Below are 12586 nucleotides of genomic sequence, written 5' to 3' on the forward strand. Positions count from 1 at the left end.
CCTACCCTCCGCCACTGAACGCTGGGGACGGAGGGTCCTCTCATGGGATGGGCTGGCCGTTGGGTCGCGACCGCGTGCGTGCTGGCTTGTGTGGCCATGGGCATGGCCGGATGCAAGGCCTCGAACGCGTCGCCCGCCGTCCATCCGCCCGGGGATCGCCATGATGAACCTCCCGTGAGTGGAGGCTCGGATGGCGGGACGACGGAGCCTCCGCCCACGGATGGAGGCACCTGGCCCAATGAAGCAGGTGGGCCCGATGGCGGCACGGGGAACCCAGATGCGGGGCCGTTGCCCAACCGCGACGCGGATGCGGTGCGCCAGGAGAACAAGCGCCCGGGGACCACCGCGTGGCGCCTCACGCACACCGCCAACAACCGGGAGATTGAAGGCTACGCCCTTGAGACCTCGGTGACCCAAGGGGACACGCTGCGCGTGGCGGTCTCGCTGTCCGACCCCAAGGAGTTCAGTTGGTACGTGTACCGGCTGGGCTACTACAGCGGCTCGGGCGCGCGCGAGGTGGCGCGTGGCAGCCACGTGCAGGGCATCCGTCAGCCGGACTGTCCCGTCGAGCGCGCCACGGGGGTCATTGCTTGCACCTGGACGCCCACGCTGGAGCTGCCCGTGAAGGAGGACTGGGTGCGCGGCGTGTACGTCGTGAAGCTCGTGCGCGAGGACACGTTCCAGCGCTACGTGCCCTTCGTGGTGCACGACGCGAACCCGCGCCCCGAGGTGGCGATGATCATCCCCACCGCCACCTGGGCCGCGTACAACACCTGGGGCGGGACGAGCCTCTACGACGACCAGAACCGCGTGATGAAGGACCTGGGCGTCGCGCGCGCGTTCCAGTCTTCCTACGACCGGCCCTTCGCGCGAGGCCAGGGCACCGGGCACCTGATGGTGGACGACATCAGCGTGGTGACGTGGCTGGAGTCGCAGGGCCTGGACGTGGGCTACTTCACCGACGAGGACATGGACGCGCGCTACGACTTCTTGAGCGGCGCCAAGGTCCTCATGTTGTCGGGACATGACGAGTACTGGTCCAGCCGTCAGCGCGACGCCGCGGACCGGGCCCTGTCCGAGGGGCGCTCGCTCCTCAACCTGGGCGCGAACAACGGGTACTGGCAGGTGAGGATGGACGCCGCGCGCGATGGTCGGACCCGGCGCATCGTCACGTGCTTCAAGGGCCATGACAGCGACCCGTTCAAGGATCAGCGGCGCACGGTGAAGTTCCGCGAGCTGCCCAAGCCGCGCCCCGAGAACGGCCTGTTCGGCGTGATGTTCAACAGCCGCTGGCACCAGTGGTCGTTCCCCGCGGTCATCACCGCGCCCAGTCACTGGGCGCTGGCGGGCACGGGCCTCAAGACGGGAGACACGCTCTGGATGTCCAACGGCTATGAGTTGGATCAGCGCGTGGACAACGGCTTCGAGCCGGAAGGTCTGGAGGTGCTCGCCGAGTCTCCCGCCTTGTCGCTCCAGGGTGCCTTCGGCTACTCGCAGATGGTGGTGCGCCAGCAGGGCAGCGCCTACGTCTTCTCCGCGGGAGGCATCGACTTCGCGCAGAAGCTGGCCGGCACGCCCGATCGTCAGCCCGACGCGAGGGCGGGGCGCATCGTGGCCAACGTGCTGTTCCGGGCGATGGGCCACACCGTGCCGGAGGCCTTGGTGCAGTTTCAGCCCCCCGCGACGCCGTCCGCGACCGGCCCTTTCGCGAAGGATGTGCGCACCGTGGCGGGCAAGCCGGGCAAGCGCGGCGCCGCGCTTGGACGCATCGCGGAGGACTCGCTCGGCGCTCCGGTGGCGGTGGCGGTGTTGCCGGGCGGCGGCTGGGCGGTGGTGGATGGACTGGCGAACGCGGTGAAGCGCATCTCACCCGAGGGCGAGGTGAGCACGTTGCTCGGAGATCTCGCCGGACCGCTCGGCATCGCGGCGGACGCGGCGGGGAACATCTACGTATCCGACTCGGACAACAGCGTCATCCGGCGCATCACCCCGGGGGGACGCGACGAGGTGTTCGCGGGCTCCGGGACGGGGCTGCTGGATGGACCCGCGAGGTCCGCGTCGTTCAATCAGCCCGCCGGACTCGCCTTCACCCCGGATGGCAACACGCTCCTGGTGGCGGACTTGAACAATGGCCTCATCCGCCGCATCGACATGACGACCTCCGAGCACCTCGTGTCGACCGTGGGCGGCGATTGGCTCTATCGCCCGTCCGCGGTGACGGCGGCCTCGGATGGGACCCTGTATGTCGTTGAGTCGGGGATGTCCCGCGTGGTGCGCCTGCGTGGAGGCGCGACCACGGTGATGACCGGGAGCGTGCCGGGCTACCAGGATGGCCCGGCGTCCTCCGCGCAGCTCATGCCCTACCTGGGCATCGCGCTGCTGAAGGATGGCTCGCTCGCGATATCGGACCCGGGCAACTACCGGGTGCGCCGGCTCCTGTTCACCTCGGAGGGCGCACCGGATCGCCTGACGACGCTGGCGGGGACCGGGCGCTATGGCTTCGGGGGCGGGCCGGGGGGAGACGCAAGCCTCGTCCTCCCCGCCGGCCTCGCCCTGGGCCCGGACGGCACGCTCTACGTCGCCGACGCGGGCAACGCGCTGGTGCGCGCCATCACTCCGTGACGCCCGCGACCGTGTTCGTCGCGGGGGTGGCGCAGCCTGACTCCACGGCGCCAACGTCTGGTGCCGCGCCGCAGAAGGGCAGCCCCACGTCCGCGCCCTGATCCACCGCGCTCGGGCCTGGGGCCAGGGTGGTGGTATCGGCCAGCGCCGTGCCGCCCTCGCGCGAGTTCGCGTCCTGCCCGGACTGCTTCCAGACGGTCAGCGACTGCCCCACCCAGTCCGCTCCAGGGACGAAGAAGCTGGCCGTGGAGAAGCTGGCGCCTTGCGCATACAGGTTGTTGTCGAGCTTCAGGCCCGGCGCCTGTCCACCCAGGCTCACGGCGCTGCGAGCGGCGAAGATGTTGTTGCGCACGGTGACGTTGGTGGAGGCCCCGCCGGTGCCATGGCCCACCACGAGCGCGAAGCCCTCGACGTCGGTGACGGTGTTGTTCAGCACGCGCACGTCGGTGCCGTTCTCGATGCGCATGGCCGAGCCCTCGGGCGCCACCACGCCATGGATGCGATTGCGCTGCACCCGGATGTTGTTGGGCGGCGGGCCCACGCGGTTGCCACCCACCGCGACGCCGATGGACGTATCGGAGATGTCATTGTTCTCCACCACGACGTTCTTCGCCGAGTAGTGCACCACGATGGCCTCTCCACGCGAGGTGGTGGAGTTGCGGAAGCCGTGCATGCGATTGCCGCGCACGGTGACGTCGTGACACGTCTTGATGTCCGTCGCGTTCTCGCGGTTGTCGTGCAGGTGGTTGTTCTCGATGAGCACGCCCTGCGCGGGCGTGTCGTTGCTGAAGCCCTCGGGCCCCAGGCACTGCACGGAGTCGCCGGAGTTGTCGTGGATGTCGTTGTCGCGCACGGTGATGTCGCGCGACGTCGGAGTGATGACGATGCCGTGCGAGTCGTCGTTGTCACGACTGAAGTGGTGGATGGTGTTCTTCTCGATGGTGATGCCATGAGCGCCGCCGTCGGTGCTCACGCCACTTCCGAACGACCCGTGATGGATGTCGTTGCCCGTGAGGACGGTGCCCTCGGTGTTGCCACTGAAGGCCACGGCGACCTGGCGCTGGCTCTTCCCATCGATGTCGAAGCCCTCGATGGTCCAGTAGGGGCGCTTGACTTGCATCATCGCCCACGGTCCCGAGATGGGAACGATGTGGGGAGTGCCCTCGCCGCGCAGCGTGATGCGGGCGTCCTTCGTGCCGGCGGCCACGCTCTCGTCGATGAGCAGCTGCTCGGCGTAGGTGCCGGATTGGACGCGGATGATGTCGCCCGCGCCCACGACGGAGAGCGCCTTGGAGATGGTGCGCAGCGGGGCTTCGCGCGCTCCGGAGGCGCTGTCATTGCCCGAGGGGCTGACGTACCACTCGTGCGCGTATTGCGGCGGCGGCACGACGGGAACCTCCGGTGTGACCACGGGCGGCGGCGTCTCGGTGCTCGGCGTCGTCGTGGGCGGCGGCGTGGGAGTCACCGGCGGCGTGGGCGTGACAACAGGGGATGGCGTGGGGAGGGGTGTCTCCTTGTTGCCAGGGGTGGTGTTGGCCTCGGAATCCTTGCGTTGGCCACACCCCGCGAGGGTGAGACAGAGCGCGCCGGTGAGGTACAGGCTTCGCAGCGTCGGCATGGGTTCGGCTCCTCCTTTTTGAGCGGAGCCGAGAACGCTTCGGGGGACGAGCGGTATTCTGCCTGGCGCGAGTGCTGTCTACCGAGCGACCGGGGCGCCAAGCCCCTTGGGGTAGGCATCGCGCGGACGAATTCCTATCACGCGCGGAGCGCTACAGCAGCGCGCTCGTGCCGGGCGAGTGGGTGACACAGGGCCTGGATGTTCGCGTGTCGGGCGAGCCTCCGAGGCTCAGCCCGAACGTGATGACTTCGAGCGCCTACAGCGGGTGCTCGGGCTTGGGAGGCGGCGGGGGCAAGAAGAGCTTCGCCGTCCCGGGATGCAGCAGACACGCCTTGGGCACGGGCGCGGGCAAGAGCGCGCCATGCGGCGGTCGCGTGCAAGCACCTGTCGCCACGGAGGGAGCTGTCCCTGAGGTCGGTGTCGCGGTGAGCGCCTCGGTCGCGGGCTGAAGCGGCGGGGTGGAAGGGCGCTCGTCCGTCCCGTCGGCCACCGTCCCAGGCTCAGGTGGATCCTCCGGCTCGCGATCCAACCCGAGGATCGCATCGACTCGCTCGCTGTCCTCGTCGCGAGTCTCCTTCGCGCGCGCCGAGGCACACGCCGCCACGACCGTGGCCATGGAGATGACCACCCCTCTTCGCACCCACCCGCCCATGCCACCCCTCCGCTGCCTGCTGTCTGGCAGGGTCCGTCGTGCCCGGGGTGGGTGCAACGCGTGCCCGGACGCTCCCCCCTGCCTGGGGAACGAGCCCGCTGTTCAGGACGCGGGTCGCCAGCGCGCGCGGGGCGGAGCGAGCTGACGACCCCCGGACGGGGTGGAAGGGCGGACGATGTCCCGGGACCCATTGGCCATGGTCCAGCCCCAGGCGAATCCCCACATTCCGCGCGAGGCGGTGCGCGGAGGAGTGTCGACGATGCTTTGCGAGAACTGCAGGTCCCGGCCGGCCGTGGTCATCCTCAAGCAGCGCGCGGGGGGGCGGGAGGCCACCCTCAACCTCTGCAACCACTGCGCGAGCGCCATGGGCATGAACTCCGGCTCGCTCGGACCCAACGGGTTCGGCAGCCTGGAGAGTCTCGTTGAGCAGATGATGGGGCCGCGTCCGAAAGGGCGCGAGAGCCTCCTGGCCCAACTCTCCGAGATGGCCCAGCAGGTCCTGGAGAACGCCGCGCGCCTCACGCTGGAGTGGGGTTACGAACGCATGCGCAGCGAGCACCTCCTGCTCTCCATCCTGCGCAACGTCCCCGAGCTGCGGGAGCTGCTCAAGTCCATGGGCGCACCGGTGGACTCCTACGAATCCCAGCTCGAGGGCGTCATGCCTCGCCGCGAGCCGAGGCGCGCCAAGGGCGTGGGGCTGTCCTCGGGCGTCAAGCGGGTGCTCCAAATCTCCCGCTTCCAGGCCATCCAGATGGGGCACACCTTCATCGGCCCCGAGCACCTGCTGCTGGCCATCCTCCAGGAGGGAGAGAGCTTCGCGTCGCAGTTCCTCTCCGGCATCAACGCGGATGAGCTGCGCCAGCGGCTCGCCACGGGGGGGACGCCCGCGGGCACTCCAGGCACGGGCATGGGGATGGGGGGCGGTCGACGTGGCGCGGGACTGCCGCCGAACCTCACGCGCTTCACGCGCGACCTCACCGCCATGGCGCAGGCGGGAGAGGTGGATCCCGTCATCGGGCGCGAGAAGGAGATTGAGCGCGTCATCCGCATCCTGAGCCGCAAGACGAAGAACAACCCGGTCCTCATCGGCGAGCCGGGCGTGGGAAAGACAGCCATCGCCGAGGGGCTCGCTCAGCGCATCATCGGGGGCGACGTCCCGGATGTGCTCAAGGACAAGCGCGTGCTGTCCTTGGACCTGGGAAGTGTGCTCGGTGGTACGCGCTTCCGCGGTGAGTTCGAGGAGCGCTTCAAGGGATTGATGGACGAGGTCCGCAACCTCAAGGGTCGCATCATCCTCTTCATCGACGAGGTCCACACGGTGGTGGGCGCGGGCGGCGCGGAAGGTTCCATGGATGCGTCCAACATGCTCAAGCCCGCGCTCGCGCGAGGTGAGCTGCAATGCCTGGGCGCCACCACGCTGGACGAATACCGCAAGCACATCGAGAAGGACGCCGCGCTCGAGCGTCGCTTCCAGCCGGTGATGGTGTCCGAGCCCACGCCGGAGCAGGCCATCGAGATCCTTCGCGGCCTGCGCGACACCTACGAGGCCCACCACCGCGTGAAGATTCTCGACCCCGCGCTGACCGCGGCGGTGGAGCTGTCGGACAAGTACGTCAATGACCGCTTCCTGCCGGACAAGGCCATCGACCTGCTCGATGAGGCGTGCGCCATGGTGCGACTGGGCGCGCGCACGTCGCCGGACCGTCTGGGCGCGCTGGAGGAGGAGCTCGCGCGCAAGGACAAGGAGAAGGGCGCGGCGGTGGCGGGCGAGCGCTACGACGAAGCCAGCCGCCTGAAGGGAGAGCTGGAGTCCCTGCGCGCCGAACTGGAGGGCCTGCGCACCCAGTGGCAGCAGAAGAAGGGCGTCACCGAGCCCACGGTGAATCCCGAGGACATCGCCACGGTGGTGAGCGAGTGGACGGGCATCCCCGCGCGCAAGCTCCAGCTCGAAGAGGGGCAGCGGCTGCTGGAGATGGAGGAGTCGCTCAAGCAGCGCGTGGTGGGACAAGAGGACGCGCTGCGCGCCATCTCCGAGGCGGTGCGTCGGGCGCGCGCGGGACTCAAGGACCCCAATCGGCCCATCGGCAGCTTCTTGTTCCTCGGGCCCACCGGCGTGGGCAAGACGGAGACCGCGCGCGCCTTGGCGGACTACCTCTTCAACGACGAGAACGCGATGGTCCGCCTGGACATGTCCGAGTTCCAGGAGCGCCACACCGTGAGTCGCCTCATCGGCGCGCCTCCGGGCTACGTCGGTTACGAGGAAGCGGGACGATTGACCGAGGCCGTGCGGCGCAGGCCCTACTCGGTGCTCCTCTTCGACGAGGTGGAGAAGGCCCACCCGGACGTGTTCAACCTGTTGCTCCAGTTGCTGGATGACGGGCGGCTCACCGACTCGCGGGGCCGCACGGTGGACTTCAAGAACACCGTCATCCTCATGACCTCCAACCTGGGCTCGGACATGCTGGGCAACACGCGCGGGTCGCTCGGCTTCCAGCGCACGGCGGAGGGGGTGCGGACGTCGGACGATCGCGCGAGCGAGGCGGTGATGAACGCTCTGCGCGGCCACTTCCGCCCCGAGTTCATCAACCGCATCGACGAGATCATCGTGTTCCGCCCGCTCGACGCGCCGCAGCTCCGCAAGATTGTCGACACGCTGCTCGTGTCCACCCGCCGCAAGCTGCACGGGCAGAACGTGACGCTGGAGCTGTCAGACGCCGCGCGGGACGCGCTGGCCGAGCGCGGCTTCGAGCCTCGCTACGGCGCGCGTCCGTTGCGTCGGCTCATCCAGCGGGAGATTGAAACGGAACTCAGCCGCATGTTGCTGCGCGGCTCGTTGCGAGAAGGGCAGCGCGTCCGGGTGGACTTCCAGGCCGGCCGCTTCACCTTCCACACCGAGGGCGGCGTGCCGGAGCAGGAATCGACCTCCGAGCCCGCGGCTCCGCCGCCCGCGTGACGTGACTCACCGCGCGCGAGGGGCTCAGGCCACCTTCGCGCGCAGCCGCCCTCGGCGCCGTTCGATGGCCGCGCGGCCCTCGGCCTCGCTGGCCACGAACTCCAACTCCATGGACGCCTTGCCGAACAGCGAGGCGCCGATGACGAGCGACTTGAGCACGGCCTTCTGGGCGAAGCCGGCCCCGTAGCCCACCATCGCGTGGAACCAGTCCGGCGAGACGTTCTGCACCAGATGCGTGCGCGCCGCCGGCTCCACCCCCGAGCCCGTCAGGTCCACCAGCACGAACACCGGGCCCCGGCTCGCGGCCTGCCGGTACATCTCCACCACCTGCTTCGCACCGTCTACATCGAGCGTCCCGCGGAACGTCACCAGGAGCAGATCAGGCGACTCGAAACGCCCGTGACTCTCCCCGAAGGACCACTGCGTCTGGGTTGCTGTCGACACGATGTTTCCCCCCTTGTGCAAAGGCACTCAATTCTAAGGCGACCCGCACCGCGCCACGCAAGTCGTTGCCTTCGTAACGCAATGAACTCTGTCACCCATGCTGAATAGGTAATTCGTGTTCACTCGGTGTCTGAATGTGTCGTCCGTCGGTATTCCTGAGGGTTGTCTGGAAAACACCGTGTGACGTGCCGGCAGTTATCGTGGTTTGCGGTGTTTGGTCCGAGGGGAGGGCGTTGTTGTCGCGAGGCCGAGATGCTGTGCTGCGCATGTTTCGCGGCCTGAGGGTGGAGGGGGCGCTGGAGCCTTGGGGGCGTCCAGCGGGGAGGGCTGAGCATGACTGTGCGGACCAAGGTTCTGCTGTTCGCGGTGACGGCGATTGGCCTTGTCATGGGGATGAGCGCGCTCGTGTGGCTGGGCGCACATCAGGGCCGACGCACGAGGGATCGCGCGCTCGTGGCGCAGCGACAGGCGGAGCTGCTGCTGGGCCTGCGCGCCAATGCCACACACTATCTGCACGGGCTGGCGGACACGGCCATCGCGAAGCAAGACACGACGGTGGTGCGCGACGAGGCGCTGCGACACGCGGAGGGAGACTTCGTGCGACTGGCGCAGCTCGCGCGCGAGGAGGCCCGCGCGTCGGAGGACACGCCAGATGAAGAACTCGAGCGGTTCCGCCAGCTCGCGGACGGCTATCGTCGATGGTTGCGCGAGACGGAGGCGGGGCTTCGCGCCGCGGGGCCGGAGGACCTCGCGTGGCGTCTGCACGCCGCGCTGCATGTCTTCGCGCGCGAGCCCGAGCCGGAGATCCTCCAGGCCTGGGAGGCCGAGCAGCAGGAGACGGCGGAGTTGCTCGAGGAGAGCACGCTCGCGTTCGATCGCGCGCGGTGGTTGGGGGGACTGATTCCGCTCGCGGCGCTGCTGCTCGTGGGGGGGCTGGCGCTGGCCATCGTGGTGCCCCTGCGGCGCTCGTTTCGCACCATCCTGGAGGGCGCGGAGCGCCTCGGCCACGGCGACTTCGACTGCCTGCTCCCCGAGAACTCACGCGACGAGTGCGGCGCCCTGGCGCGGGCCTTCAATCGCATGGCGCGAGAGCTGCGGGACACCTTGGCGGAGCGACAGCAGCGCGTGCGCCTGGAGGCCGAGGCGGTGGGCCGGGAGATCCGCAGCGACAACGCGCGCCTGGAGCAGACGGTGCGTGAGCGGACCACCGAGCTCGAGCGCGCCAACGCGAAGCTGACCGAGAGCCTTCAGGAGCTCCAGGCCACGCAGTCGCGGCTCCTCTTCGCGGACCGGCTGGCGTCCGTGGGGCAACTCGCGGCGGGCGTGGGGCATGAGATCAACAACCCGTTGGCCTTCATCATCGCCAACCTCCAGTTCGTCGCGGGGCAGCTCGACAAGGTGGATGGTGGGGGCCTGTCCGGACGCCAGCGCCTGGAGTTGCAGGCGGCGCTGGCTGAAGCAGGGGAGGGCGCCGAGCGGGTGCGGGTCATCGTCAAGGAGCTGCAGAACCTGGCGCGGCCGGACAGCTTGGACACAGGCCCGGTGGACCTGGGCGCGGTGGCGCGCAGCGCGGTGAAGATGGCCATGCACCTCATCCGTCCCAGGGCCGGGCTGGTGCTGGAGGTGGACAGTGTTCCCGCGGTGCTCGGCAATGGCGGGCGGCTGTGCCAGGTGCTGCTCAACCTGCTGCTCAACGCGGCGCACGCCATCGAGCCGGGGCGCGTGGAGTGGAACACCATCCGACTCAGCGCTCGCGAGGAGGACGGCTGGGTGCGCGTGGAGGTGAGCGACACGGGCTGCGGCATCGCCACCGAGCACCTGGACCGCATCTTCGATCCGTTCTTCACCACGCGGCCGGTAGGGACGGGCACGGGGCTCGGGCTCGCGGTCTGTCAGGGCATCATCGCGGCGCACGGGGGCGAGCTGTCCGTGGACAGCGAGGTGTCACGGGGCACCACGTTCCGCGTGCGCCTCAGGACCTTCGCCCAGCCTTCGCGCGCGACAGGCGACACACGGAGCTTCACCGAGCGCGAGTCACTGCCCGCGCGACGGGACTACGAGCGCGCGGGGTTGGAGGCGGAGCAGGCCAGCTGAATCGACTTCAACCCCGGCGCGTGCTGGCGAGGATCCACTCAAGATAGGGCGCGTGTCCGTCGGCGATGTCCACGCGGAGCACCTCGGGGACCTGGTACGGATGCAGCGCCACGAGGCGCGCGCGCAGCCCGTCAAAGAGGTTCGCGCGGCTCTTGATGACCAGAAGGACCTCCGACTCGTCTTGAACCTGTCCCTCCCAGCGGTAGATGGAGCGCAGGCCCGGGACGAGGTTGCAGCACGCGGCCCACTGCTCTTCCACGAGGGTTCGCGCCAGCTCCGCGGCCTTCTCCTGGGTCGGCGCGGTGGCGAGCACGAGGATGGCGTCCGTCACGGGTGAGGCCATGGCGCTCAGCGACCGGGGCCGCGAGGGCCACCCGCGCCGAGGGACGGATGCGTGTCCATCTCCTGCCGCGTGCGGCGGCGATCCGGCGTGTCCTTGGGCAGCTCGACGAAGGTGCACATCTCGCAGAGCCGGCTGTAGATGCGCTCGCCCACGCGCTCACGCAGCAGCTCCGTCTCCTTCACCGCCGCGCGCGCGTCCTCCGTGCTGCGGTAGCCGGTGGGCGCCTGCCGTGCGTTCTTCCGCTCGGGCTCCAGCGAGTAGTTCGTCGCGAACAGCGTGGTGCGGCGCGCGTTGTAGCGGCGGGCGATGAGTTCATCGAGCGTCTCCATCTCGAAGGGACTGCCGCGCCCCTTGCCCAGCTCGTCGATGGCGAGGACCTCCACCTCGGACAGCGGCCCGATGATCTCCCCGCCGCTCTTGCCCTCCTGGAAGCCGCGCCGGATGGTGGCGTACAAGAGGGAGATCTCCACGTAGCGCGTCCGCACGCCCAGCTCGAGGACGAGGTGCGCCAGCGTCGAGGCCAGCAGGTGCGTCTTGCCCGTGCCCACGGGCCCGCTCAGCACGAAGCCCTTGGACGGATTGCCCTTCACGTACTGGTGGGCGAAGTGCATCGCCACGCCGCGACCGCGATCCTGCGCCTCGTTGAAGGCCCGGTAGTTGTCGAAGCTCGCGTGCGCGACCACGCCCGGCATGCCCACGTCGTTGAACAGCGTCACCCGCTTGCGCCGGTGCGTGCAGACGCACGGCTCCAGCACTTCGTAGCGCCGAGAGCCCACCTTCTGGCTGAAGGTGGCCTCGCGCTCGACGAGCACGTGCCCCTTGCCTCCGCACACGGTGCAGAGCTCCGAGCACGCGCACACCTTCGCGCCCGCCAGGTCCCCACGCCGCTCGATGACGTAGGTGCGCCCCGCGCACACGCCACAGCCTTCGCCGACATTCGCCTTCGCAGCCATCTCGCCCATCGCCATAACACCGCCTCCTGGGCCCGTCAGCTCTCTGCTCGCGTGTTCAGCGCGCGCCTGCGCTTCAGGACTCCTGGATCCCCAGTCGGCGCCGCACCACCGCGAGCACGCGGAAGCGCCGCGACAGCCGCCGGGCACGCGACGTCATCACCTGCTGGGCCTCCATGCCCGCCTGCGCCTCGCGCCACGCGCCCACACGCTCCACGCGGGGCAGGGCGCGCAGCATCAGCAGGAGGGACAGCGCTTCCTGGGCATCCAGGCGGGCAGGCTCCTGGGGAACCTGCGCCAGCACCGTCTGCCGCAGCCAGCGCACCCGCGGGGCGAGCGTCGCTTCCCGCTTCGCCACGTCCTCCAGCGCCGTGCACAGCCGGGCGTGGCGCGTCTCCTCCCAGGTGCGGCTCTTGCGCCTCGTGGCGGTGGGCACCTCCTCCGTGCCCACCCCCGCCGACAGGGAGCGATACTTCTTGATCTCCGCGTCCACCGTCCGCTTGCAGGCGCGCAGGGAGCGCAACACCGGCTCACCCGGGCGCGCGTCCCACATCGCCTTCTCCGCCGAGCGCGCAATGCCTCGCGCGACCACCTCGAAGGGAACTTCTTCCCGGGCCCAGGACGTCAACAGCTCGGTGTCCAGCGCGGACAGCATCAAGCCGGCGCCGCGCACGGCGAGGAAGTAGTCCTGCACCAGCTCTTCGAAACTGGCGCTCTCGGGGAGGAGACTCATGATCCGCGCACGACTCCAAGCAATGCAGCCGGTCAGCCGGCCGGTCGCATCCCATTACCCGGTGGGTCCGACAAGGCAACCGCCGCGCGGTCTTTTTCACAGCACTTGTGGAAGATTTTCGGCTCGTTCTCCCTCGAAGCGCCCGTCCGCCAGTCTGGGTTGACCCGCCGCGCGGAA

The 12586-nt window shown here is 69.4% G+C and carries 9 protein-coding genes; 3 read left to right on the forward strand and 6 right to left on the reverse strand.

Translation table 11 applies throughout. The features are described 5' to 3' along the window. The first annotated feature begins 42 nt into the window (after positions 1–42). A complete protein-coding gene (locus JGU66_15195; GenBank protein MBJ6762117.1) occupies positions 43–2622 on the forward strand; it encodes a hemolysin in 2580 nt (859 codons plus the stop codon). Here the strand turns inward: JGU66_15195 and JGU66_15200 are convergent. After that, the gene (locus tag JGU66_15200) at positions 2612–4240 is read right to left on the reverse strand and encodes a right-handed parallel beta-helix repeat-containing protein (GenBank protein MBJ6762118.1); all 1629 of its coding nucleotides are present in this window, start codon (positions 4238–4240) and stop codon (positions 2612–2614) included. The genes JGU66_15195 and JGU66_15200 overlap by 11 nt on opposite strands. Positions 4241–4496: 256 nt before the next feature. Beyond that, on the reverse strand, positions 4497–4856 hold the full coding sequence (locus tag JGU66_15205) for a hypothetical protein (GenBank protein MBJ6762119.1): 360 nt from the start codon (positions 4854–4856) through the stop codon (positions 4497–4499). 295 nt (positions 4857–5151) lie between these two features. Between JGU66_15205 and JGU66_15210 the strand changes: the two genes are divergently transcribed. After that, positions 5152–7845, forward strand: coding sequence for an ATP-dependent Clp protease ATP-binding subunit (locus JGU66_15210; GenBank protein MBJ6762120.1), 2694 nt, complete (start codon positions 5152–5154; stop codon positions 7843–7845). 24 nt (positions 7846–7869) lie between these two features. Here the strand turns inward: JGU66_15210 and JGU66_15215 are convergent, their stop codons facing one another. Continuing rightward, complete coding sequence (locus tag JGU66_15215) at positions 7870–8289, reverse strand: hypothetical protein (GenBank protein ID MBJ6762121.1); 420 nt, start codon at positions 8287–8289, stop codon at positions 7870–7872. Positions 8290–8622: 333 nt separating this feature from the next. On the opposite strand from JGU66_15215, the gene JGU66_15220 reads away from it, so the two are divergent. Beyond that, on the forward strand, positions 8623–10383 hold the full coding sequence (locus JGU66_15220; protein MBJ6762122.1) for a HAMP domain-containing protein: 1761 nt from the start codon (positions 8623–8625) through the stop codon (positions 10381–10383). Positions 10384–10390: 7 nt separating this feature from the next. Here JGU66_15220 and JGU66_15225 read toward each other — a convergent pair whose 3' ends face one another. Genes JGU66_15225 through JGU66_15235 form a run of 3 tightly spaced genes read right to left on the reverse strand, consistent with a single transcriptional unit; the run spans position 10391 to position 12409 of the window. Further along, positions 10391–10714, reverse strand: a complete 324-nt coding sequence (locus tag JGU66_15225) for a divalent-cation tolerance protein CutA (GenBank protein ID MBJ6762123.1) — start codon at positions 10712–10714, stop codon at positions 10391–10393. Positions 10715–10731: 17 nt separating this feature from the next. Further along, entirely contained in the window at positions 10732–11694 is a 963-nt protein-coding gene (locus JGU66_15230) for an ATP-binding protein (GenBank protein ID MBJ6762124.1), read from the reverse strand. 58 nt (positions 11695–11752) lie between these two features. Next, complete coding sequence (locus tag JGU66_15235; protein ID MBJ6762125.1) at positions 11753–12409, reverse strand: hypothetical protein; 657 nt, start codon at positions 12407–12409, stop codon at positions 11753–11755. Positions 12410–12586 lie beyond the last annotated feature (177 nt).

This window comes from Myxococcaceae bacterium JPH2 (genome assembly GCA_016458225.1).
GTDB lineage: Bacteria > Myxococcota > Myxococcia > Myxococcales > Myxococcaceae > Citreicoccus.